Origin of the sequence: Haloferax sp. Atlit-48N, from assembly GCF_003383015.2 — an archaeon.
Classification (GTDB): Archaea; Halobacteriota; Halobacteria; order Halobacteriales; family Haloferacaceae; genus Haloferax; species Haloferax volcanii.
Genome location: NZ_CP137689.1, coordinates 1,756,662 through 1,778,637, shown reverse-complemented (window position 1 = coordinate 1,778,637; position 21,976 = coordinate 1,756,662). Strand labels below are relative to the sequence as shown.

The 21,976-nt window shown below is 67.8% G+C and carries 28 protein-coding genes; 11 read left to right on the top strand and 17 right to left on the bottom strand.

Annotated features, from left to right (window positions below; all coding sequences use genetic code 11):
• Nucleotides 1–213 precede the first annotated feature (213 nt).
• The 5 genes from rpl7ae to DEQ67_RS09560 all read left to right on the top strand — a co-directional run bounded on the left by rpl7ae (nt 214) and on the right by DEQ67_RS09560 (nt 1,805).
• The gene (rpl7ae, locus tag DEQ67_RS09580; protein WP_004042964.1) at nt 214–576 is read left to right on the top strand and encodes a 50S ribosomal protein L7Ae; all 363 of its coding nucleotides are present in this window, start codon (nt 214–216) and stop codon (nt 574–576) included.
• Nucleotides 577–582: 6 nt separating this feature from the next.
• Nucleotides 583–807: a 30S ribosomal protein S28e gene (locus DEQ67_RS09575; RefSeq protein ID WP_004042966.1), complete on the top strand. Its 225-nt coding sequence runs from the start codon at nt 583–585 to the stop codon at nt 805–807.
• Nucleotides 808–809: 2 nt separating this feature from the next.
• Entirely contained in the window at nt 810–1,010 is a 201-nt protein-coding gene (locus DEQ67_RS09570; protein WP_004061377.1) for a 50S ribosomal protein L24e, read from the top strand.
• Nucleotides 1,011–1,475 (top strand): nucleoside-diphosphate kinase, encoded by a 465-nt coding sequence (gene ndk / locus DEQ67_RS09565; RefSeq protein ID WP_004042970.1) that lies wholly within the window; start codon nt 1,011–1,013, stop codon nt 1,473–1,475.
• A 105-nt stretch (nt 1,476–1,580) separates the two neighbouring features.
• A complete protein-coding gene (locus DEQ67_RS09560; protein ID WP_115802804.1) occupies nt 1,581–1,805 on the top strand; it encodes a hypothetical protein in 225 nt (74 codons plus the stop codon).
• Between the two features lie 39 nt (nt 1,806–1,844).
• Here DEQ67_RS09560 and DEQ67_RS09555 read toward each other — a convergent pair whose 3' ends face one another.
• From DEQ67_RS09555 to DEQ67_RS09520, 8 genes are read right to left on the bottom strand one after another with little or no spacing between them, the layout of a single operon-like run.
• Nucleotides 1,845–2,918 carry a methionine synthase gene (locus DEQ67_RS09555; RefSeq protein ID WP_006601522.1) on the bottom strand — a complete coding sequence of 358 codons (1,074 nt, stop codon included), beginning with the start codon at nt 2,916–2,918 and terminating at the stop codon, nt 1,845–1,847.
• Nucleotides 2,915–3,925, bottom strand: a complete 1,011-nt coding sequence (locus DEQ67_RS09550; protein ID WP_006601523.1) for a vitamin-B12 independent methionine synthase — start codon at nt 3,923–3,925, stop codon at nt 2,915–2,917. Before DEQ67_RS09550 ends, DEQ67_RS09555 begins: the two co-directional genes overlap by 4 nt.
• Nucleotides 3,926–3,984: 59 nt before the next feature.
• The gene (locus DEQ67_RS09545) at nt 3,985–4,581 is read right to left on the bottom strand and encodes a HemK2/MTQ2 family protein methyltransferase (RefSeq protein WP_004061368.1); all 597 of its coding nucleotides are present in this window, start codon (nt 4,579–4,581) and stop codon (nt 3,985–3,987) included.
• Nucleotides 4,578–5,771: a mechanosensitive ion channel family protein gene (locus DEQ67_RS09540; protein WP_115861735.1), complete on the bottom strand. Its 1,194-nt coding sequence runs from the start codon at nt 5,769–5,771 to the stop codon at nt 4,578–4,580. Before DEQ67_RS09540 ends, DEQ67_RS09545 begins: the two co-directional genes overlap by 4 nt.
• Nucleotides 5,772–5,774: 3 nt before the next feature.
• Nucleotides 5,775–6,638, bottom strand: a complete 864-nt coding sequence (locus DEQ67_RS09535; protein ID WP_004042983.1) for a 16S ribosomal RNA methyltransferase A — start codon at nt 6,636–6,638, stop codon at nt 5,775–5,777.
• A 42-nt stretch (nt 6,639–6,680) separates the two neighbouring features.
• Complete coding sequence (locus DEQ67_RS09530) at nt 6,681–7,274, bottom strand: DUF655 domain-containing protein (protein WP_004061364.1); 594 nt, start codon at nt 7,272–7,274, stop codon at nt 6,681–6,683.
• Nucleotides 7,275–7,327: 53 nt separating this feature from the next.
• Nucleotides 7,328–7,684 (bottom strand): RNA polymerase Rpb4 family protein, encoded by a 357-nt coding sequence (locus DEQ67_RS09525; RefSeq protein ID WP_004042989.1) that lies wholly within the window; start codon nt 7,682–7,684, stop codon nt 7,328–7,330.
• Nucleotides 7,685–7,687: 3 nt separating this feature from the next.
• The gene (locus DEQ67_RS09520) at nt 7,688–7,978 is read right to left on the bottom strand and encodes a 50S ribosomal protein L21e (protein ID WP_004061361.1); all 291 of its coding nucleotides are present in this window, start codon (nt 7,976–7,978) and stop codon (nt 7,688–7,690) included.
• A gap of 123 nt (nt 7,979–8,101) precedes the next feature.
• Here DEQ67_RS09520 and DEQ67_RS09515 point away from each other — a divergent pair, with 123 nt between their 5' ends.
• Both DEQ67_RS09515 and DEQ67_RS09510 read left to right on the top strand, forming a co-directional pair.
• Entirely contained in the window at nt 8,102–9,262 is a 1,161-nt protein-coding gene (locus DEQ67_RS09515; RefSeq protein ID WP_115861729.1) for a cystathionine gamma-synthase, read from the top strand.
• 130 nt (nt 9,263–9,392) lie between these two features.
• Complete coding sequence (locus tag DEQ67_RS09510) at nt 9,393–9,650, top strand: hypothetical protein (RefSeq protein ID WP_004042994.1); 258 nt, start codon at nt 9,393–9,395, stop codon at nt 9,648–9,650.
• Nucleotides 9,651–9,705: 55 nt separating this feature from the next.
• Here the strand turns inward: DEQ67_RS09510 and DEQ67_RS09505 are convergent, their stop codons facing one another.
• The 8 genes from DEQ67_RS09505 to DEQ67_RS09470 all read right to left on the bottom strand — a co-directional run bounded on the left by DEQ67_RS09505 (nt 9,706) and on the right by DEQ67_RS09470 (nt 15,740).
• Nucleotides 9,706–9,972 (bottom strand): elongation factor 1-beta, encoded by a 267-nt coding sequence (locus DEQ67_RS09505; RefSeq protein WP_004042995.1) that lies wholly within the window; start codon nt 9,970–9,972, stop codon nt 9,706–9,708.
• 2 nt (nt 9,973–9,974) lie between these two features.
• Nucleotides 9,975–10,154 (bottom strand): HVO_2753 family zinc finger protein, encoded by a 180-nt coding sequence (locus DEQ67_RS09500; protein ID WP_004042997.1) that lies wholly within the window; start codon nt 10,152–10,154, stop codon nt 9,975–9,977.
• A gap of 83 nt (nt 10,155–10,237) precedes the next feature.
• Nucleotides 10,238–11,521 carry a tripartite tricarboxylate transporter permease gene (locus DEQ67_RS09495; protein ID WP_115861727.1) on the bottom strand — a complete coding sequence of 428 codons (1,284 nt, stop codon included), beginning with the start codon at nt 11,519–11,521 and terminating at the stop codon, nt 10,238–10,240.
• 208 nt (nt 11,522–11,729) lie between these two features.
• Nucleotides 11,730–12,071 (bottom strand): 50S ribosomal protein P1, encoded by a 342-nt coding sequence (gene rpl12p, locus DEQ67_RS09490; protein ID WP_004043001.1) that lies wholly within the window; start codon nt 12,069–12,071, stop codon nt 11,730–11,732.
• Between the two features lie 21 nt (nt 12,072–12,092).
• Complete coding sequence (locus DEQ67_RS09485) at nt 12,093–13,139, bottom strand: 50S ribosomal protein L10 (RefSeq protein WP_115891502.1); 1,047 nt, start codon at nt 13,137–13,139, stop codon at nt 12,093–12,095.
• Nucleotides 13,136–13,774: a 50S ribosomal protein L1 gene (locus DEQ67_RS09480; protein WP_004043003.1), complete on the bottom strand. Its 639-nt coding sequence runs from the start codon at nt 13,772–13,774 to the stop codon at nt 13,136–13,138. The genes DEQ67_RS09485 and DEQ67_RS09480 overlap by 4 nt, the downstream gene beginning before the upstream one ends.
• Before the next feature lie 305 nt (nt 13,775–14,079).
• A complete protein-coding gene (locus DEQ67_RS09475) occupies nt 14,080–14,559 on the bottom strand; it encodes a 50S ribosomal protein L11 (RefSeq protein ID WP_004043005.1) in 480 nt (159 codons plus the stop codon).
• Nucleotides 14,560–14,675: 116 nt separating this feature from the next.
• Nucleotides 14,676–15,740 (bottom strand): M42 family peptidase, encoded by a 1,065-nt coding sequence (locus DEQ67_RS09470; RefSeq protein WP_115861725.1) that lies wholly within the window; start codon nt 15,738–15,740, stop codon nt 14,676–14,678.
• Between the two features lie 162 nt (nt 15,741–15,902).
• Between DEQ67_RS09470 and DEQ67_RS09465 the strand changes: the two genes are divergently transcribed.
• From DEQ67_RS09465 to DEQ67_RS09455, 3 genes are all read left to right on the top strand, one after another.
• Complete coding sequence (locus tag DEQ67_RS09465) at nt 15,903–16,253, top strand: hypothetical protein (RefSeq protein WP_115802798.1); 351 nt, start codon at nt 15,903–15,905, stop codon at nt 16,251–16,253.
• Nucleotides 16,254–16,412: 159 nt separating this feature from the next.
• Nucleotides 16,413–17,522, top strand: coding sequence for a mevalonate kinase (mvk, locus tag DEQ67_RS09460; protein ID WP_115802797.1), 1,110 nt, complete (start codon nt 16,413–16,415; stop codon nt 17,520–17,522).
• Nucleotides 17,519–18,265, top strand: coding sequence for an isopentenyl phosphate kinase (locus tag DEQ67_RS09455; RefSeq protein WP_115802796.1), 747 nt, complete (start codon nt 17,519–17,521; stop codon nt 18,263–18,265). The genes mvk and DEQ67_RS09455 overlap by 4 nt, the downstream gene beginning before the upstream one ends.
• A gap of 48 nt (nt 18,266–18,313) precedes the next feature.
• Here the strand turns inward: DEQ67_RS09455 and DEQ67_RS09450 are convergent, their stop codons facing one another.
• On the bottom strand, nt 18,314–19,060 hold the full coding sequence (locus tag DEQ67_RS09450) for an MBL fold metallo-hydrolase (RefSeq protein ID WP_115802795.1): 747 nt from the start codon (nt 19,058–19,060) through the stop codon (nt 18,314–18,316).
• Between the two features lie 133 nt (nt 19,061–19,193).
• Here DEQ67_RS09450 and DEQ67_RS09445 point away from each other — a divergent pair, with 133 nt between their 5' ends.
• A complete protein-coding gene (locus DEQ67_RS09445; protein ID WP_115861718.1) occupies nt 19,194–21,950 on the top strand; it encodes an ATP-dependent helicase in 2,757 nt (918 codons plus the stop codon).
• Nucleotides 21,951–21,976 lie beyond the last annotated feature (26 nt).

Here is a 21,976-nt window from a genome sequence, read left to right as displayed (position 1 = left end):
GAAATCGGGCGATTCGCGGGTCGTGCGGACGCGTCGCACGGCGCTACGATTTTGAAAGCGCTTTTATGGGGGCCGGAGCAAAGGATGGTTACAGCCTGTCCGGGGTTGATGAACCTCCTCGCCGTAGGGATATCGTTGACCGGTCGCGACCGACCGACCGGTGTGATACCGGCGAGGGAGTCGAGCCCGCGAGCAGGATATAGGTGAACAACAATGGCTGTCTACGTAGACTTCGACGTACCGGCCGACCTCGCTGACAGCGCCGTCGAGGCGCTCGAGGTCGCCCGAGATACTGGTATCGTGAAGAAAGGAACCAACGAAACGACCAAGTCCATCGAGCGGGGCAACGCCCAGCTCGTCCTCATCGCGGAAGACGTTTCCCCCGAGGAAATCGTCATGCACCTGCCCGAACTCGCCGACGAGAAGGGCATTCCGTTCATCTTCGTCGAGACGCAGGACGACATCGGCCACGCCGCCGGCCTCGAAGTCGGCAGTGCCGCGGCCGCCATCGTCGACGCCGGCGACGCGTCCGACGATGTCGAGGACATCGCGACTAAGGTCGAGGACCTTCGATAACCGACCATGAGCGCGGACGAACAAGCCAGCGACTCGACGCCTGCCGAAGTCATCGAAGTCGTTGGAAAGACTGGGATGCACGGCGAGGCCATGCAGGTCAAGTGCCGCATCCGCGAAGGCTCCAACCAGGGCCGTATCATCACGCGAAACGTGCTGGGTCCCGTCCGCGAGGGCGACATCCTCCAGCTCCGCGAGACTCAGCGTGACGCCGACTCCATCGGAGGGCAGTAACAATGGTCGAAAAGCGCACGTGCGACTACAGCGGTGAGGAAATCGAGCCCGGCACGGGCACGATGTACGTCAAGACCGACGGCACCATCCTCCACTTCAAGGACTCGAAGGCCGAGAAGAACTACTTCCTCGGCCGCGAGGCCCGCGACCTCGAGTGGACGGAGGCCGGCCGCCGCGCGAGCGGCAAGGCGGAGGACAACTAGATGTCCGACGCAGAGCGCACCTTCGTGATGGTCAAGCCCGACGGCGTCCAGCGCGGCCTCATCGGAGACATCGTCTCCCGCTTCGAGGACCGCGGTCTCAAGATGGTCGCCGGCAAGTTCATGCAAATCGACGAGGAACTCGCCCACGACCACTACGGCGAGCACGAGGGCAAGCCCTTCTTCGAGGGTCTCGTCGACTTCATCACGTCCGGTCCCGTCTTCGCGATGGTCTGGGAAGGGCAGGACGCGACGCGACAGGTCCGCCGCATGATGGGCGAGACGGACCCCGCAGAGTCCGCCCCCGGCACCATCCGCGGCGACTACGGTCTCGACCTCGGCCGGAACGTCATCCACGGCTCCGACCACGAGGACGAGGGCGCGAACGAGCGCGAAATCGCGCTCTTCTTCGACGAGGACGAACTCGTCGACTACGAGCGCGTCGACGAGACCTGGCTCTACGAGTAAGTCTCGTCTCGCGGTTCTCACGCTTTCTTCCGAGAGGAGCGACGGCCACGTCTCCCCTCTCGTCCGCGCTCCAGCTGTCGGACATCGCGTCGTCTGCGACGGGGTGTGCGGAATACTACCACCAGCCACGCGAGGCCGGACGAGGCCGACCCTCACCGCGGCCTGACCGTCCACCGCGCGGCGAACAACGGTTTTCTCGCCTCCCGGCGAACCGCGTGTCACACGGTCGAGATGGAACCCGTGGCCCTCGCGCTCGCGGCGGTGTTCGCCGTCCGCTGGGGCGCGACCGAACGCGGTGAAGGCCCGCGGCTCTGGGGTCGCGGGTCGTGACGGACGAAAAAGAACGAACGCGAACGCGGCGGCGGTCGCTCAGTCGGCCTGCGGGACGGGCGCGTCGAGGTCGATTTCGCCGGCGTCGAGTTCGGCTTCGACCTCGCGGGCGGCCTTGACCATGTTCTCCATCTTCTGGTAGGCGACCTCGCGGGGGAGGAGCTTCACGCCGCAGTCGGGCGAGACGGTGAGCTTCTCCGGCGGGACGACTTTCAGGCCCTGCTTGATGTTCTCTTTTATCTCCTCGACGCTCTCGACTTCGGCGGTGTGGACGTCCACGACGCCGAGCGCGAGGTCCGGCTCGAACTCGGGGTCGGTGAACACGTCAATCTGCTCGTAGCCGCCGTTGCAGAGCTCCACGTCGAACTCGTCGATGGGATAGTCGTTGAGTTCGGGGTAGATGCGCGAGTAGTCGCCGTAACAGACGTGGAGGCCGATGCGGACCTCGTCGGGGACGCCCGCGACGATGCGTTCGAGACACTCGCCGACGATGGCGTGGTCGTCCGGCGTCGTCGCCAGCGCGGGCTCGTCGATTTGGATGTAGGTCGCGCCCGCCTCGACGAGCTGTTCGATCTCCTCGTTGACGAGGTCGGCCAGCGCGTACGCGAGGTCCGCCTCGGAGTCGTAGTGCTCGTTGAACGACCAGCTCGCCAGCGTGTACGGGCCCGTGATGGGCACCTTGACGGGCTTGGCGGCCACGTCGCTCGTGAACTCGAACTCGTCGACCAGCCACGGCTCGTCGTACTCGACCTCGCCGACGACGGAGGGCTTGTCGAAGTAGTTGTGGCCCCACACCTTCACCGGGCCGTTGAACTCGTAGCCGGGGATGCGGTGGGCGAAGTACTCGACCATCTCCTCGCGGCGCATCTCGCCGTCGACGACGGTGTCGAGGCCGGAGCGCTCGTGTTCGCGGGTGATGACGCGACAGGCGTCGTCGTGAGCCTCGTGGAGGTGCTCTTGGGTGAACTTGGAGTCGGGGTCCTCCGCGAGGTCGTTGGCGCGGTTGAGCCACTTGGGCTTGGGGTAGGAGCCGACGACGGTGGTGAGCAGGAAGTGCTCGGTGTCGTGGGCTTCGGGGCGGAACTGCTCGCGGTTCTCGGCGTCGCGGCTCATGCTTCCACCTCCAGTTCGTCCTCGGTGGCGGCCGCGAGGGCGGCGAGTTTCTCCGTCGCGCGGTTCTCCGGCAGGTAGAACAGTTCGGTGTTGGAGGTCACGTAGGCGGTGTCGAACGTCTGGCTCTGGACGTTGTCGAGGGTCCACTCGACGCGCTCGCGGACCGTCTCGGGGTCTTCGACCAGCGTGTTCTGGCCGTCGACGAGGCCCAGGGCGATGTCGTCTTTCGTGCCGTACTCGTTGACGTTGTAGAGCGTCTGGTCGCGGTCGCCGGCGACGAAGTCGAAGCCGATGGCGTCCACGTCGGCGTCCATGAGGTGCGCGTAGACCTTCTCGTCGAGCGCACCCCAGTAGGTGTGGACGACCACGTCGGCGTCGGTCGCGTCGGAGACGGCCGAGATGGCCTCGGGAACGCGCTCGTCGACGTCCTCGCCCGGCGGCGAGAACACGAGCGAGGGTTCGAGGAGGAACAGCGTCTCGTGGTCGGGGAAGGCGTCGACCTCGCCCGCGAGGAACTCGCTCACGGCGTCGAGGAACTCCGCCTCGTCGCCGTAGTGCTCGTCGGTCGCGAGGTCCGAAAGCGAGTACGGGCCGGGGAGGACCGCCTGCAGCGACTCGTCGCCGCCGAGGAGGTCGGCGGTGGCGTCGAGTTCGGCCGCGACGTCGCCGGAGAAGGTGAGTTCGCCGCTGACCTGCGGGTCGCGGTAGAAGTTGTTGTTGTCGTAGTAGCGGACGATGCCGCCGGTCTCGACGTTCTCGTGGACCGTCAGCGGGTGCGCGAGCATGTCGTCCCAGCGGAGTTGCCCCTCGACGACGCGGTCGAGGCCGGCGTCGGTCTGTTCGGAGACGACCTCCTCGCGGGCGCGGTCGTACGCGCCCACGATGTCGCCGCCCTCGTTACCGGAGATGAGGTCGTGTTTCTGGTGGCCCTTGAGGTCCGAAAGCTCCTGTTTCGCCCAATCCGGGAGGGGATACAGTCCCGGTGTCGTCGAGACGAGTTCAGTCATCACCTCTCGCTAAGAAATGACGGTGTATAATATTTCCTGTATCAACATATGCGCATTAGTTATTCCAACGCGAGCACCGTGAGCGTCTCGTAGGGGTACGACTCCTGAACGACGACCTCGTGGCCGAAGCCGTTCGCCTCGGCGCGGGCGAGCACCTCGTCGTAGCCGGTGAAGCTACTCACGAGGAGGAACACGGTGCCGCCGGGTTTGAGCACGCGCCCGACGGTGTCGAGGAAGGGGTCGATGATTTCGCGGCCGTCCTCGCCGCCGGTGAGCGCGACCTCCATCCAGTCGTCGCGCGCGGCTTCGAGGTCCTCGGGGAGGTACGGCGGGTTGAACGCCACCGCGTCGAAGGCGTCGTCGCGGAACGGTTCGACGAGGCTCCCGCGGACGACCTCGAACCCGCGGTGGCCCTCCTCGCGGAGGGCGGCGGCGCGCTCGGCCGCCTGCCGGCAAGCGTGGGGGTTGAGGTCGCTCGCGACCACGTCGGCGTCGGTTTTCGTCGCGAGTTGTTCTGCGACCCAGCCCGAGCCAGTCCCGACTTCGAGGACGCGTCCCGAGACGCGCCCGACCGCGGCCTGCGCGAGTAGCCCGGAGTCCTCCGCGGGCTGATAGACCGAGGTGTTCATCCCGCGGCGCTCGGCGAGGTCGGTCATTCGTCGCCTCCCTCGACGCCGCCGTCGGCCTCGGGGCTCGCCTCGGGTCGCTGGTCCGTGAGCGAAATCGGACCCGAAGGGTCGCGCTCGGACAGCGCGCGCTGCGGGAACGGGATCGCGATTCCCTCCTCGTCGAACGCCTCGCTGACGGCCGAGATGGTCGCGGTGCGCGCGCGCCACCACCGCCGAGCGCTCGGGCGGTCTATCCACGGGCGCACCCCGAGGACGACCGCCGAGTCCCCGAACCGCTTTGCGACGACCTGCGGCTTCGGTACCGACAGCACCTCGTCGAGGTCTTCGACGGCCGCCTGCGCCACCTCTGCGGCGTGGTCGATGTCGGCGTCGTAGTCGACGCCGACCTCGATGTCGAGGCGGAGCCGCCCCTTTCGGCTCCGGTTGACGAGGCTCTCCGAACTCACCACGTCGTTCGGAATCATCACGAACTCGCCGTCGAACGTCTGGATACGCGTGTTCACGACCGTGATTTCGGTGACGATTCCCTCGTGGTCGCCGACTTCGACCCAGTCACCGATTTCGAACGGTCGGGAGAACATGATGACGAAGCCCGCGATGAGCGACCCGAGGGTCTGTCTCGCGGCCATCCCGACCACGATGCCGAGGAAGCCAGCGCCGACGAGGAAGCCGCCGAGGTCGGCCCGCCAGATACCGAGGATGACCGCGAGCGTGGTGAGGTAGGTCGTCACCTGCGCGATGCGGTAGATGATTTCGCGCTGGTGGTCCGAAATCTCCGGGCGCGTGCTCGCGATTTCACCGATGAACCGGCCGAGGACGCTCGTGAGGACGTACGCGCCGACGACGAACGCCGCCGACAGCGCGATGCGGACGAACGTCTCTCTGCCGAGGTCGTACTGCGCCGAAATCGTGCCGATGTCGCCCGACAGCGACCAGAGCGCGAAGACGAACCCCCCGCCGCCGGCGACGACGACGAGTCGAAGCACGGTCACCGAGAGATGCCACACCGGCATCGAGACGGCCTCGAGTTCCTTGTCGTGGAGCCGAGCGCCGAGCCGCCAGACGGCGACGACCGCGACGGTCACGAGGACGCTCGCGGCGACGCGGAGTTCGAACGTCGGGAACAGCGACGCGATGTCGAGAACCGTACCGCTCTGGAGGGGGGTTGCCGTCGAGGCGAGGCGGAAGAGCACCGCGGCGAGTGCGGGGAGCGTCATGGATTAGCGGCCGACCGACGCGGCGAGTTGCGCGAGTTCGGCGAACTCGGCGGGTGCCATGTTGCCGGCGCGTTTTCGGAGCACGTCCTCGTCGGCGGCCTCGACGACCGCTTCGGGGTCCGACAGTCCGGAGATGTGCGCCGTGTTGCGGATGCCGTTTCTGATGGTCTTTCGCCGCTGGGTAAACAGCGCCTTCACGAAGTCGAGGAAGAACGCCTCGTCGTCGACCTCGTACTCCGGCTCGCGCGGCGTGATGCGGACGACGACGCTCTGGACCGCGGGCTTGGGGTCGAACGCCTCGCGGGGGACGTGCTCGCAGAGTTCGACTTCGCCGTAGTGTTGGGTGCTCACCGAGAGGCGGCCGTACTCCGAGGTGCCCGCCTCGGCGGCCATCCGCTCGCCGAACTCCTTTTGGAACATCAGCACGAGCGGCTTGCCTCGGGGGAGCAGGCGGAACGAAATCTCCGAGGAGATGCCGTACGGGAGGTTCGAGACGCACGCGGTGAACTCGGGGAGGTCGACGTCGAGCGCGTCGCCCTCGACGACGGTGAGCCGGTCCGATTCGACCTCGTCAGCGAACTCGCGGCGCAGGTGCGCGGCGAACGTCCGGTCCTGTTCGACGACGGTCACGCGGTCGGCCACGCCGAGCAGTCGGTCCGTGAGGACGCCCGGCCCGCCGCCGATTTCGAGGACGTGCGAGCGGTCCGCCTCCTCGGGGAGATACGTCGGGATGCGGTCGACGACGCGGTCGTCGACGAGGAAGTGCTGGTCGTGGTCCGGGTTCCCGCGAGCGCCCGCCCGCCGGATGAGGGCGTCCGGGTCGCGCGCGGCGACCTCGCGGACCTGTTCGCTGCCGTCGCTCGTCATTGGGAGAGGTATCGTGCGGGAGCGGGTAAAAGTCCCGTTCCGCTACTGTCCGTCGCGTCCGACGAACGTCTTGTACTTCACGTCGTTGTCGCGGAGTTCGTCGAGGATGCGCTCGACGATGACCTCCTTCGGGCGGTGGAGCCCCGAGACGCGTGCTTCGAGGTCCTCGAACGACTCGAACGGTCCCTGTCGCTTCCGCGATTCGAGAATCTTGTCGCGGAGCTTCTTACCGATGCCGGGCAGCAAGTTGAGCTGGTGGAGCCGCAGCGTGATGGGCTGTGCGTCGTTGTAGAAGTCGACGAACCGCCGTTCGTCGGCCTCGACGATGTCCTCGACGACGTAGTCGACTTCGGCCGTCGCCGTGTTCGAGAGGTCGCCGTACGAGAGTTCTTCGACGGACTGAATCAGCTCGCGGTCGGCGACCGGGGAGACGACCAGTCGGTCGCCGATGCTCACGTCGGCGTCTTCGACGAGGGTCAGCTCGAGGAGACGGAAGTCGGACTCTCCGAGCGCGTACGCGATGGGTGCCGCGTCGAAGCGCCGTCGGTCGTCTCCCTGACGCCCGTGGCGGAGTACGTCGAGTACGACGACGTACTCGGTCGTGGCGTCGGCGTCACCGCTCTCCGTACGTGTCATACCAGTAGTTACGGCGAGCCGATATTTAAATAGTTGGCCGCGCTGTCACGCGGTCAGACGTACTTCGCGACGACGTTGAGGATTTCGTCGAGTTCGTCGCCCGAGAGCGCGTAGCGCTGCTGGGCGAACACCGCGCGGAGTTCGTCGCGCGACTGCGGGAGGAGGTCCGCGATTTTGATGGCGGTCGGACCGTCGACCTTCTCGAGCTCGGCGAGCTCCTCGACGAGTTCGCGAGATTCCTCGGGGTCGAGGTGGGCGAACCGGTTGACGTGTTCTATCGCACGGGCCAGTTCGTAGCGCATCTCGCGCTCTTCGTCGGCGGCGCGTTCCGCCTCAACCTCGGCGAGCAGTTCCTTGACCTCGGAGGTCGTCAGATACTCCTCGTCGAGCTTTTCTTTGAAGATGGTCATCGCTTACTGCTGGGCGCGCAGGTGAGCAGGACGGACGATGACCGTCTTCTCTTTGCCGCCGTCGTTGATCTGCACCTTGAACGCGCGGCCCTGCTTCCCGGTGACTTCACCGGTGAGACCGTTGAAGCGCGGGTGGAAACGACCCTCGCGAACGCTCGGGTCGATGTTGAGGTGGACCTTCTGGCCCTCCTCGAATTCCGCGATGGCGCGCTGCGGCGGCGAAGTGCCGCGCTCGCGCGGCTTGTTCGAGAGCTTTCCTCGCGTCCCCTTCATCGGACCGTTGGAGCTCGGCATAGTCGTGAGAACGAATACTTGCGTCGCCATTATAAATTGCACGTTACGAACCGCGCGTGTGTGTCTCCCGCGTGGTCGCGCGGGAGGGACGGACTTAACCCGAGTCGGCGCGGCGCTTCTCGTATGTCCGAAGACGAGCGGCGCATCGAGACGCGCGCCATCCACGCGGGACAGGAGCCCGACGAGGAGACGGGGGCGCTCATGACGCCCATCTACGCGAACTCGACGTACGCCCAAGACGGGCCGGGCGACCACCGCGGCTACGAGTACTCCCGCACCGGGAACCCGACGCGAACCGACCTGGAATCGAACCTCGCGGCGCTCGAACACGGCTCGTACGGCCGCGCCTTCGCCTCGGGGATGGGCTCGATAAACACCGTGCTCAACCTCCTCGAAGCGGGCGACCACGTCGTCGCCGGCAACGACGTCTACGGCGGCACCCACCGCATCTTCACGCAGGTGTACGAGAAGTACGACCTCGAATTCGACTTCGTCGACACCACCGACCACGACGCCGTCCGCGACGCCGTCAGCGAGGAGACCGAACTCGTGTGGGTCGAGACGCCGACGAATCCCCTCATGCGCGTCAACGACATCGGCGCGCTCGCCGACATCGCCCACGAGGTCGACGCGCTCTGCGCCGTCGACAACACCTTCGCCACGCCGTACCTCCAGCGCCCGCTCGACCACGGCGCGGACATCGTCTCGCACTCGCTGACGAAGTACCTCGGCGGCCACTCCGACGTCGTCGGCGGCGCGCTCGTCACCGACGACGAGGAACTCGACGAGGAACTCGGCTTCTACCAGAACTCCGTCGGCGCGACGCCCTCGCCGTTCGACTGCTTCCTCGTCCTCCGCGGGACGAAGACGCTCCCGGTTCGGATGGACCGCCACTGCGACAACGCCCGCGACCTCGCCGCGTGGCTCGACGACCACGAGGCGGTCTCCGAGGTGTTCTACCCCGGACTGGACTCCCACCCGCAACACGATCTCGCGGCCGAGCAGATGGACGACTTCGGCGGGATGCTCTCGTTCGAACTCGACGGCTCGCTCGAACAGGCCTCGACCGTCGTCGAGGAGACCGAGGTGTTCACGCTCGCCGAGAGCCTCGGCGGCGTCGAGAGCCTCATCGAACAGCCCGCGGCGATGACCCACGCGGCCATCCCCCGCGAGGAGCGCCTCGAAGCGGGCCTCACCGACGGCCTCATCCGCGTCTCGGTCGGCATCGAGCACATCGACGACATGAAGGCCGACCTCCAGCGGGCGTTCGACGCGGCGTTCTGAGGCTCGGACCCCGCGACTCGTCCGCACGCGCCCGCCCTCGCGCACCCTCACGCACCAGTGGTCGACCAGTCGTTGCCGTAGATTGGGAACGCGAGTAAGGGTTATTGAATAGCACGATGAATAGTGAGGTATGTCCCAGGAGTCAGTCTCCCTGAGCGCGGAGTCCGCACAGCGACAGAGCTACGCCGAACCGACCGACAGCGTGACGGTCGATTCCGACGACCACGAGGGGTCGAGCCACAGCGCCGAGCAGTTCGGTATCGGGCTGTCTCTCGGGTTCCTCCTCGGCGGCGTCGCGGGCGTCATCGGCAACTCGCTACCCATCGGCGTGATGCTCGGACTCACGTTCGGCGTCGTCCTCGGCGTCTACTTCATGGAGCGCCGCTGACGACGGGCGACGCGGTCGCTCCGGGACTTGCCTGCGAAAAAGGTCGGTCGTCCGTTCAGATACGGCCGACGTTCTCGACGGAGACGCTCTCGACGCCTTCGACTTCGATGAACGCTTCCTCGACGGCCTCGGTGCCGCCGGCGTCGTCGGGGACGATGACGGTCGGCAGGAGGGCGACGAGTCCGAACGCGACGTCGTCGCGTTCGAAGCCCTTGATTTTCGCACCCTCGGGCAGGGAGTCTTCGAGCGCGTCCTCGAGGCTGTCGAGGTCGAGTTCGGGGCTGTTCGGCATGACCTTGATTTTAGCAGCTACTTTTCCCATGATTATGGACCCATGAAGCCGCAGTCGGGACACTCGTAGAGGTTGCTCTGCTTGCGGCACTTGGAGCAACGCGAAATCTCCTGGCCGCAGTCGGGGCACTTGAACGTCGCCGCGCTCATGCCGGCGATGTTGATGCCACAGGACACACACTGGTGCGCGTGTCGCTGTTCGGACTCGCTCATACGCTCATAAACCGGCGCGCGACTTTTAACCGTTGTCTTTCCGGGTTCCTGCGGGGGAAATCCGTGGCCCGCGTGGACACGGCTCACCCGAGCGCCAACGGTCCCATGAGGACGCACATCAGGTGGACGCGCCGACAGCCGAACCGGACGGGGAGGTGCCCGACGACCGCGGCGACGACGAGGACGGCGACGCCGCCGCCCCCCGCGAACGCCCACGAGAGCGCGACGAGCAGGGCGCAGACGGCGGCGACGAGTCGGCGCTGGTCGAGCCGTCCGACGACCGCGAGCGCCCGGTCACCGACGACCGGCACCAACCCCGCCCCGCAGAGCCCCGAGACCACCGTCACCGGCACTGCGAGACCGAGTCCCGTCGGGAGTTCCGCTTCGGTGAGCGCGACGAGCGCGCCCGTTCTGGGCGTTCCCAGGCCGGCGAGCGCGAACAGCGCGAACACCGTCGTCGCCGTCGTGGCGGCGCTGGTCGCGGTGACGTAGGCCCGCGTCGATTCGTCGGGGTCGCGGCCGGGGAGAACGGCCAACGCGAGCGTGCCGGCGACCCCCGCGGAGACGCCGGGCAGATAGCCGACGAACGCCCCGCCGCCGGTCCCAGCGGCGACGCTCCGCGCGACCGACCCCGGCGACGTTGCGAGCGCGGCGTCGCCCTGCGGCGGCACGCCGGAGCCCCGCCGCGCCGCCAAGAGGACCGGGACGCCGAACAGCCCGGCCAAAAGCGGGGCCAACACGCCGCCGACGGGGAGCGGCCCCCCGAACGGCCGGTCGAGGACTGCGAGTCCGAGTCCCGTCGAGGCGGCGATGGTCACGCAGGCCGCCAGCTTCGCCCGCCGGCTCGGTTCGGTCCAGACGAGCGCGGCGGCGACGCCGACCAGAACCAGCCACAGGTGGTCGCGGACGACGGGGTAGCCCTCGACCAGCACCTCCGTGAGCGGCACCGCGACCGGCACCGCCAGACAGAGCGCCGCACCGCTGCCGAGCGCCGACAGCCGAAGCGCCTCCCGCCCGCGCCCGCCGAGGACGAGTTCGTGCGCCGGCAACGCGCCCGGGGCGAGCGCGGCGTCGGGCACGCCGAGCGTCAACGCCGGCACCACGTCGAGGAACGTGTGGACGGTCGACGCGGCGAGGACGGCCGCCGCGACTGCGACCGGCGGGCCGGGGAACTCCGAGGCGACTCCGGCGAGAAGCAGGGCAAAGGCGTTGGCGTGGAGACCGGGGACCAGCCCCGAGCAGGTTCCGAGGCAGACGCCGGCGACCACGCCGAGGAGGGCCGCGGTCGTCGGGTCGGCCGCGGCGGACGACGCGAGCGTCGCCACTCGGCCGAGGTGGGTGACGGCCGCGCCGCCGATGAGGAGCATCGAGGCGGAGTGGCCGCGGCTTCGGGTATGAAGCTACGCGCCGCAGCGCGCCCTCGTCGCCACCGACGCCGACGGCGATGCTGGCGCTGCCGGCGCGGTCAGTATCCGAGTCGGGAGACGGACGGAGCCGCCGCTTGCGGGTTCCATCGAAAGAAATCGGAGTTTCGAAGCGAGCGTCGCCGCGGGTGCGGCGGGGTCTCGCGAGAGTTTAGCCGAAGAGCGCGCCGAGGCCCTCGCCGTCGGCTTCTTCGTCGTCGTCGCCGTCGTCGTCGCCGCCTTCGTCAGCGGCCTCTTCTTCGGCGTCTTCCTCGTCGTCGTCGTCAGCGGCCTCGACCTCGCCACCGGCGGAACCGCCCGCAGCGGGCGCGGGGGCAGCGGCGGCCGTCTCGATGGCCTCTTCGATGTCGACGTCCTCGAGCGCGGCGACGAGCGCCTTGACACGGGATTCTTCGACATCGACACCGGCGGCCTCGAGGACCGCGGTGATGTTCTCTTCGTTGACCTCTTCGTCCGACTCGTTCAGGATGAGCGCAGCGTAGACGTATTCCATTGTTGTGTACCTTGTGTGTTGTTAGAACAGGGAGCCGAGGGCGTCGCCAGCGTCTTCGTCGTCGCCGTCGTCGTCGGCGGCGTCGTCGTCTTCGGCGGCGTCTGCCTCGTCGGCGTCCGCTGCTTCTTCGTCAGTCGATTCTTCTTCCTCGGCGGCACCCGTGTCAGCCGCGGACACGCCGCGGAGTTCCTCGGGAAGCGCCTCTTCGTCGTCGATGTTCGCCGCGAGCGCCCGAAGCTGGGCGTCCGCCTTCGAGATGAGCTCGGGCATGAACTCCGGGCTCTCGATGTTGGCGAACAGACCGACGGCCTTGGCCTCGCTCGTCGCCTTGGCGATGAGCGTCGGCGCGGTCTGGGCGGTCGGGTAGACCGCGTTGACAGAGAGGTTCGTCGCGGCGGAGACGGCCGACTGGATGTCGGCGCGGTACTCGTCCACGTCGATGGCGAGTTCGTCGGGCTCGAACAGGACGCCTTCGGAGAAGACGCCGCGGAGGTCGAGACCGACCTCCTTGGGCTCGATGCCGAGTTCCGCCAGGACGTTCGCGAGTTCCTCGGAGACTTCCTCGCCCTCGGAGAGGACGTTGGAGTCTTCCGTCACCTTGATCGAGCCGTCCATGATGCGGGCGGACGCCCCGACCTGCTGGAGTTCGCCGACGAACGGACCCGGGTCGACACCGGTGTCACCCTCGGGGATGACGATGTCGTTCGGGGCGACTTCACCGGCGTTGATGGGCGCGGGCGTCTTCGACGCCTCGAGCTCCTTGAACAGGGCGAACGGGTTGTCGTTCGTGCCGATGAGGGCGACCTGCCCGGCGATGTACTCCTTGAGCTCCTCGAAGCCGTCGTTGACTTCGTCGAGCGCGCGGTTCACGAGCGTGTTCCGGCTCATGCGCACGGCGGCCGAGCCGTGAAGCTCGCGGCGCATGGACTGAAGCTGGCGGCTCGGAATGCCCGCGACGCCGACGACGCCGACGGATTCGTAGGATTCGATGAAGTCGACGAGCTCGTCGACCTCTTCACGCTTCCACTGCGGGATGACCTCGGTCTGCCGAACCTCGGATTCGCTCATGCGGGCACCTCCACGGACGGCCCCATCGTCGTCTTCACGTAGACGGAATCGATGTTGAGCGGGCCCTTTTCGAGCGTCGCTTCGAGACGACGGACGATGACGTCGATGTTCTCCGCGATTTCGTCGGGCGTCATGTCGTCTGCGCCGACGCGCGTGTGGAACGTCCGACGGTCACGCGAGCGGAGCTGCACCGTGTTCTTCATCCGGTTCACCGTCTCGACGACGTCGTCGTCGGGCTGAAGCGGGGTCGGCATCTTACCACGGGGACCGAGCACGGTACCGAGGTAGCGACCGATGTCCTGCATCAGTCCAGCCTCGGCAACGAAGAAGTCGGTCTCGTCGGCAAGGTCTTTCGCCGCATCGGTGTCGTCGCCGAAGTCTTCGAGCTCATCGGGCCCGAGAACTTCGTCGGCGGCATCCTCTGCGCGGAGCGCGGTTTCACCGGTCGCGAACACCACAATCTGGGTGTCCTGGCCGGTGCCAGACGGGAGCACGATGCTCTCGTCGACACGCTTCGACGGGTCGTTAAGATCTAAGTCTCGCAAGTTCACGGCGAGGTCAACCGTTTCGCGGAAGTTCCGCCCGGGTGCCTCGTCGAGAGCGCGAGAGACTGCGTCAACTATTGTGTCTGCCATTATTCACCTCCGTAGTACGCAGGATTGCTCCTACGGGTCAGTGAAACAGGCTACTGCCTGCCTCGTCCGGCAGGACGAGTAGGCTCAACTTAAGTCCGTCGAACTACGGGAGCCGAAACCCTCGAATTCGGGGGTTTCGCGTGCCACAGCCACACATGCGGGCTGGCGAGCACGCGAGCGATGTGAGGTCGTCGACGGTCGGGCCGCTCCGGGTCGAATCGGGTCGGTGGAGAGAAGAAAGCGGGCCGAGTCGACTCGGCCCGACGGAAAGGGCGGTTCGAACCGCCGAGACGGTTCCGAGACGATTACTCGTCGTCGAAGTAGTCGTCGAAGTCGCCGCCGTCGATGCGCTGTTTGAACGTGCGGGCGTCTTCGCCCTCGATGGTGACGCCGAGGGACGCACACGTCCCGGCGACTTCCTTCGAGGCGTTCTTGAGGTCGTACGAGAGCAGGTCAGAGGACTTCTGCTCTGCGACCTTCTTCAGCTGTTCGATGGACATGTCGGCGACGAAGTTCTCCTGGGGTTCGCCGCTGCCGGTGTCGAATCCGACTTCGTCCTTGATGAGCGCCGCCGTCGGCGGGACGCCGACTTCGATGCTGAACGAGCCGTCGTCGTCGTACTCGACGGTGACGGGGACTTCCATGCCGTCGAAGGCAGCCGTCTGGTCGTTGATGTCGTTGACGACGTCCTGCACGTCGACGGGGGTCGGGCCGAGTTCCGGGCCGAGCGGCGGACCGGGGTTCGCCTTCCCGCCGGGAACGAGTACTTCGATAGTTCCAGCCATACGTGGAAACACCGTGTGGCGACTTTTAACGGTTTTCTTTCGGCCGGAGGCGTGTGCGACAACTACGCACAGGTGGCGGAGTCACCGCCCGCCAGCCGACGGGTCGACGGGGACGCTCACAGTTCGACGCCGAACGACTCCACGTCGCCCGCGAGCGCGGCCATCGACCCGAGGAGTTCGGCCACGTCGTCGAGGTCGCTCGTGGAGACGACCTCCACGGGCGTGTGCATGTAGCGGTTCGGGATGCCGATGTTGAGCGAGGGGATGCCGGAGCGACTCGTGTAGAAGGCGTCGGCGTCGGTGCCCGTGCGGATGCCGGCGGCCTGCAACTGCACGCCGATGTCGGCCTCTCCGGCCGCGTCGCGGGCGAGCGCGACGACGTTCGGGTGGTTCGCGCTCCCGCGGGAGACGACCGGTCCCTCACCGAGTTCGACCGGCCCTTTGCGCTTGCCGGGCACGTCGGGGTTGTCCGTGGCGTGGGTCACGTCGACGGCGACCATCGCGTCGGGGTCGAGGTCGTAGCCGACCATCTTCGCGCCCTGCACGCCGACTTCCTCCTGGACGGTGCTGACGGCGTACACCGTCGCATCCACGTCGGCCTCGACGGCGGCGCGCAGTCCCTCGGCGGCCGACCACGTGCCCACGCGGTTGTCCATCCCGTTGGCCGCGACGCGGTCGCCCGCGAGGTCGCGGACCCGCGCTTCGACCGTCACGGGGTCGCCCACTTCGACGTGGTCCTTCGCGTCGCCCTTGCTCGTCGCGCCGATGTCGACGAACTGCTCTTCGAGGTCGTCGTACTCCTCGCTTCCCACGTCGCGGAGGTGGATGGCGGTCTGGCCGATGACGCCCGCCACGTCGCCGTCGTCGCCGTGGACCGTCACGTGCTGGCCCTTCGAGACGGTTCGGTCCGCGCCGCCGATGGGGCCGATGCGGACGAAGCCGTCGTCGTCGATGTCGCGGACGATGTAGCCGATTTGGTCCGCGTGGCCGGTGAAGGCGATTTCGGGGCCCTCGCCGGTGCCCTCGTGGACCGCGACGGCGTTGCCGTAGTCGTCGACCGTCACGTCGTCGGCGAACTGCGAGACGTAGTCCACCCACACGCGCTGGCCGGCGACCTCGTAGCCGGACGGACTGGGTGTGGTGAGCAGGTCTTCGAGGAAGGCGCGTCGGTCGTCGTCCATACGGGACGTTCGGGGGCGGCGAAACAAGAACACAGCGACTCCAGCACACCACACCGGAAGCCGAGCAGAGCGTCGTGGCTCGCAGCGTCCCGCGGCGGCCCGAGACGGCCCTATCAGTCCGTCGCCACAAGGCATATCCATCTTGTGAACGTACTGATGAGTATGGCCGACTTCACCCTCTTCGAGGTTCACCTGCACGACGGCTTCGAGTTCAGTCCGACCAACAGCGCGCCGCTCCTCTCCAAGGGCGTCGACGCCCTCACCGACGCCGACGACGAATCGCGCGACGACTACGACGCCGAGTTCGACGCCGACGAAAGCGACGAGTTCGACGAGGCCGACGACGCCGAGTCGGGCGGCCGCCCCGGACTGGGGCTTCTCGTCGGGCTGGTTCTGCTCGTCGGCATCGCGGCGGCGGTCCGCTACATCCGCGGCGACGACGACCTCGACGAACTGGCCGACCTCGACGACGCCGACGACGAGGAGCGCGACGAAGTCGAAGTCGACGCCTGAGCCGGCATCCCGAACACCGTTTTTCCGCGGCCGTTTCCACCGAGCGTTTCCACTGACCGGTTCTCCCGACCGTTTCCACCGACTGCTCCCCTCGACGCCCGCGGCCGGGTTCGACCGCAGTCGGATACCCTTAAGCGAATCCCGTAGCAACTCCGGGGTATGACCGTTTCGAGCGCTCCCGGCAAGGTGTATCTGTTCGGGGAGCACGCAGTCGTCTACGGCGAGCCGGCGGTCCCCTGCGCGGTCGAGCGCCGGGCGACCGTCACCGTCTCCGCCCGCGACGACGACCACGTCCGCGTCCGCGCCGAGGACCTGAGTCTCAACGGCTTCACCGTCGAGTACCGCGGCTCGACCGGCGACCGGCCCGACGTGGACGTTCCGGCACCGCTCGTGGAGGCCGCGATGGGCTACATCGACGCCGCGGTCGACCAGGCCCGCGCCGCCGCCGACGCGCCCGACGCCGGCTTCGACATCACCGTCGAAAGCGACATCCCGCTTGGGGCCGGCCTCGGCTCCTCCGCGGCGGTCGTCGTCGCCGGCATCGACGCCGCGACCCGCGAACTCGGCGTCGAACTCGAACCGCGCGAACTCGCGGAACGCGCCTACCAGGCCGAACACGAGGTCCAAGACGGACAGGCCTCCCGCGCCGACACCTTCTGCTCCGCGATGGGCGGGGCCGTCCGCGTCGAGGGCGACGACTGCCGGACCATCGACGCGCCGCCCCTCCCGTTCGTCATCGGCTTCGACGGCGGCGCGGGCGACACCGGCGCGCTCGTCTCCGGCGTCCGCGCGCTCCGCGAGGAGTACGACTTCGCCGCCGACACCGTCTCGACCGTCGGTGACATCGTCCGCCGGGGCGAGGAACTGCTGGCCGAGGCGGACCCCGACGCCGACGACCCGCCCGAAGAACTCCTCTCCGAACTCGGCCGCTTCATGGACTTCAATCACGGCCTCTTGGAAGCCCTCGGCGTCTCCTCGCGCTCGCTCGATTCGATGGTGTGGGCCGCCCGCGAGGCCGGCGCGTACGGCGCGAAACTGACCGGCGCGGGCGGCGGCGGCTGTATCGTCTCCTTGGACCCGACGCCCGAGACGCAGACCGCGCTCCGGTTCACCCCCGGTTGCGAGGACGCCTTCCGCGCCGAACTCGCCACCGAGGGCGTCAGAGTCGAGGTGCCGCCGGACGCGGATGCGGACGCCGAGGGCGAGGGCGAGCGCGAGCGCGACCCCGACGACGGGAACGGGACGGAGACGGGGGCGGACTCGTCGTGAGCCTCGTCGTCCTCAAACTCGGCGGGAGCGTCGTCACCGACAAGGACGAACCGGAGACGGTCGACGAGGCGGGACTGGCGGCCGCCGCGGACGCGGTTGCGACCCTCGCTGAATCGGGCCGCGTCGTCGTCGTCCACGGCGGCGGGAGCTTCGGCCACCACCACGCCGCCGAACACGGCGTCTCCTCGGAGTCCGGGAGCCACGACGCCCGCGGCGTGCGCGCCATCCACGACGCGATGAAGTGCCTCAACGACGCCGTCCTCGACGCCCTCGAAGAGCGCGGCGTCGCGGCCCTGCCGGTCCACCCGCTTTCGGCCGGCGCGCGCGAGGCCGACGGCTCGCTGTCGCTTCCGCTCGCGGCGACCGAGACGATGCTCGACGAGGGCTTCGTCCCGGTCCTCCACGGAGATGTCATCGCGCACGCGGGCAAGGGCGCGACCATCGTCAGCGGCGACGACCTCGTGGTGTCGCTCGCGTCCGGCCTCGGCGCGGACCGCGTCGGCCTCTGTTCGACCGTCCCCGGCGTGCTCGACGCCGACGGCGACGTGATTCCCGAGATTACGGCGTTCGCGGACGCGGCCGACGCGCTCGGCGGGTCGGACTCAACCGACGTGACCGGCGGGATGGCCGCGAAGGTGCGAAAACTGCTCGCGCTCGGCGCGCCGGCGCACGTCTTCGGCCCCGAGGGACTGTCGGCGTTCGTCGCCGGCGAGTCGCCGGGAACCGTCATCCGCGGAGAGTGAGAGGAGTCGGGATCGGATTCAGACTCGGAGTCAGACTCAGACTCAGACTCAGAGTTCGACGACCAGCCCGTCTTCTGCGACCCGGACCTCGCCGTCGAACTGTTCGCTCACGCTCGCCCGGAGGTCGTCGGTGACGCGGTCGGCGTGCGGGTAGAGATGCGTCAGGTAGACCGAGTCGATGTCCCGCCCGGCGAGCGCCTCGCCCACCTGCGACGGCGTCGGGTGGTTCGACACGTCCACGTCGTCCGGGAACGAGCAGTCGTGCGCGAGGACGCTCGCGCCGTCGGCGAAGTCGCCGAGGGCGGAGAACGCCTCGGTGTCCCCCGAGAAGACGAAGTCGGCCTCGCCGCGCTCGTTGCTGAAGCGGTAGGCGAGCGTCGGCATCGAGTGGCGGACTTCGAACCCCATCACGTCGAAGCCGGCGATGCCGAACTCGGTCGGGCCGACCTCCCGAATCTGGATGTCGAGGCGGCCTCGGAGGTAGTCGTGGACGTCGAACAGCCCCTCGACGAGTTTCTCGGTCCCCTCCGGGCCGACGATTTCGAGGCTGTCAGCGCCGGCGAGCCACCGGGCTTTCACGAGCGCCATGAGGTCCGAGACGTGGTCGAGGTGGTGGTGCGTGAGGAGGACCGACGAGACGCCCTCGTAGCCGACTTCCGTCTCGGCCAGTCGGGCGAGGACGCCCGACCCGCAGTCCACGAGGAGGGCGTTACCGTCCGATTCGAGGAGGAGCCCGGTCTGGGCGCGGCCGGTGACTGGCATCGCACTACCGGTTCCGAGGAACGTGACTCGCATGCGCAGAGCTACCACGGCGGCGGCGTTAGTCCTTGTGCTCGCATAAACGAGTCAATCCTCGTTCCCGGCGGCGGGTCCGACCACCGCGGGGACAGGCACAACCCTCATACCCGCGCAGGCTAACCCCGAGGTAATGACCCGGCGCGGCCGCTCGCTTCTCGCGTCGAGAGGCGGCGACTACGAGTTCGACCCCGAGTCGGTGTCGGTCGCCGACGAGGACGTGCTCGACCTGTTGGAGCCCGCCGTGCAGGAGTGGTGGGTCGACCGGTTCGGGGAGTTCGTCCCCGGCAACGGCGGCTTTTTCACCCCGCCACAGCGTGGGGCCATCCCGCGCATCCACGACGGCGACAACGCCCTCATCTGCGCGCCGACGGGGTCGGGCAAGACGCTCGCCTCCTTCACGGCCATCATCAACGAGCTGTTCCGCCGGGAGCGCGAATCCCCCGACGGCCTCGACAACTCGGTGTACTGCCTCTACGTCTCGCCGCTGAAGTCGCTCGCCAACGACATCCACCGGAACCTGACCGAGCCGCTGTCGGGCATCGCCGACATCGCCGCCGACCGCGGCGAGACCGTGGACATCAGACACGCCATCCGGCACGGCGACACCTCCTCGGCGGACCGCCAGAAGATGCTCTCGGAGACGCCGCACATCCTCAACACGACGCCCGAGACGCTGGCGATTCTGCTCAACTCACCGAAGTTCAAAGAGAAGCTCCGAACCGTCGAGTACGTCGTCGTCGACGAGATTCACAGCCTCGCGGAGAACAAACGCGGCACCCACCTGTCGGTGTCGCTGGAGCGACTGGAGGACCTCGCCACGTCGTCGCCGACGCGCATCGGCTGTTCGGCCACCGTCGAACCGCTCGACACGGTCGCGGAGTTCCTCGTCGGCCGCGAGGACGGCGAGCCCCGCGACTACGAACTCGTGGACACGCGGTTCGTCCGCGACTTCGACGTGCGACTGGAGTGTCCGACAGACGACCTGATTCGGACGCCCCGAAGCGAGGTCCAGAGCCGGTTTTACGACCGCCTGCACGACCTCGTGGCCTCGCACACGAACACGCTCGTGTTCACCAACACGCGGTCGGGCGCGGAGCGCGTCCTCCACAACCTCCGTGAGGAGTTCGACGACATCGACGAGTCGAACTCCGGCTGTCACCACGGGAGCCTCTCGAAAGAGCGCAGACAGGAGATAGAATCGAAGCTGAAGGCGGGCGAGTTGCGCGTCGTCACCACCTCCACGAGCCTCGAACTCGGCATCGACATGCCCCACATCGACCTCGTGGTGCAGGTCGGCTCGCCCAAGTCGGTCGCCGCGCTCCTCCAGCGGGTCGGCCGCGCGGGCCACCAGCTCGGCCAGACGGTCGAGGGCCGCGTCATCGCTCTCGACAGAGACGAACTCGTCGAGTGCGCGGTGATGCTCTCGAAGGCCGAGTCAGGGTTCGTCGACCGGGTGTTCATCCCCGAGAACGCCTTCGACGTGGCCGCCCAGCAGGTGTACGGGATGGCAATCAACGCGATTCGCCCCGAGTCGGAACTCCGCGAGACGCTCCGGCGGGCCTACCCGTACCGGAACTTCTCGGACGACGACTTCGAGCGCCTGTTCCGCTATCTCACCGCCGACTACGACGGCCTCGAAGACAAGAACGTCTACGCGAAAATCTGGCGGGACACCAACGACCCGCCGGACGGCGAACACCACTACGAGGAGTATCCCGTGGGCGAACCCCTCATCGGCAAACGCGGCCGGATGGCCCGCGTCATCTACATGACCAACATCGGCACGATTCCCGACTCCTTCACCTGCGACGTGCTGGTCCGCGGGGCCGACCAGTGGGTCGGCACGCTCGACGAGGGCTACCTCGACACGCTGGAGAAAGGCGACGTGTTCGTCCTCGGCGGCGACCACTTCGCCTACCGCTACCGCCGCGGGTCGAAGGTGTACGTGGACCGCACCTCACAGCGGCCGACGGTCCCCTCGTGGTTCTCCGAGCGCCTGCCGCTTTCGTACGACCTCGGCCGCGAACTCGCGGCGTTTCAGGCCGACCTCGTCGACCGACTCGACGCCGGCGGCGCGCCCGCCGTCAGGTCGTGGCTCCGGGAGTTCCCGCTCGACGAGAACAGCGTCCGCGCCGTCACCCGGATGTTCGACGAGCAGGTCAGATACGCCGGCCCCGAGAGCGTGGCGACGCCCGACAGGCTCGTCGTGGAGACCGAACTCGACCGCGAGGCCTACCGCCGACAGTTCTACGTCCACTGCACCTACGGCCGGCGGTTCAACGACGGCCTCTCGCGGCTCCTCGCGTACCACGCGGCCCGCCGGACGAACGCGAACGTGCGGGTCGCCGTTGCCGACAACGGCTTCTCGCTGTCGATGCCGCTCAACCGCAAAGTCGACCTCGCGGGCGTCCTCCGCGACCTCGACCCCGAGGCAGTCGAAGCCGACCTCCGGGCCGCCCTCGACGGGACCGACCTCCTGAAGCGCTACTTCCGCATCAACGCGACGCGCTCGCTCATGATTCTCAAGCGCTACAAGGGCTACGAGAAGTCCGCCGCCCAACAGCAGGTCTCCTCCGAGATGCTGCTGTCGTTCGCGCAGGACCTCGACGAGTTCGCCGTGATGGAGGAGACCTACCGCGAGATTCTCGAAGACAAACTGAACCTCGCCGCCATCGAGGACGCGATAGCGGCGATTCGGGCGGGCGACGTGGACGTGGTCGGCCAGCAGGTCTCGTCGCCGACGCCGCGGGCGTTCGGCCTCGCCACGCTGACCGCGAGCGACGTGGTCCTCGCCGAAGACGAGAGCGCGGCGCTCCGGGAGTTCCACGAGCGCGTCAAGGCCGAAATCGGTGACGACCAAGCGGACCTCGGCATCGACGTGAACTGACAACTGATAGGATAGCGGTTCGACGG